Origin of the sequence: Gluconobacter sp. P1D12_c (genome assembly GCF_018812105.1) — a bacterium.
Taxonomy (GTDB): domain Bacteria; phylum Pseudomonadota; class Alphaproteobacteria; order Acetobacterales; family Acetobacteraceae; genus Gluconobacter; species Gluconobacter oxydans_A.
Window position 1 is genome coordinate 1 of the sequence record NZ_JACSIQ010000647.1, and the last position, 403, is coordinate 403.

The window sequence follows — 403 nt, forward strand, 5'->3', positions numbered from 1 at the left end:
GGTACATGGTTATCACCTGCGGTGAGAACGTCCGCATATATGATGACCTCAAGGCGGAGCATAGGAAATGGACACGCAAGCTCTCTGATTGCTTCCGTTGGCTCAATCAAAAATATGGTTCAAATCTGTATTTCAGGGGGACTGAGTTCACTCATAATGAGGATCATGAAACCCTTAACATGCATATGAATATCCTCTTTGATCTGCCGTATTTGAAGGGGAACGGCTGGCAGGATTTTCTTGCTGATGTTCGTGAGAGGATGTCGTGCATTGTTAAGGATGCGGGAACTCTTGAGTCTGTTGATGAGGTCACAAAATATGTGACTAAGCCGAACGATATTGAGACGATGGAGGATGGCCATCTTGAGTGGTTCTATAATGAGACACTCAATACGCGACTGAT

1 protein-coding gene is annotated in these 403 nt (G+C 44.9%); it reads left to right on the plus strand.

What is annotated here, in order from left to right; translation table 11 throughout:
* Positions 1-403: protein rep (locus tag KP705_RS18565; RefSeq protein ID WP_215765373.1), on the plus strand; the 403-nt coding region annotated here is incomplete at both ends.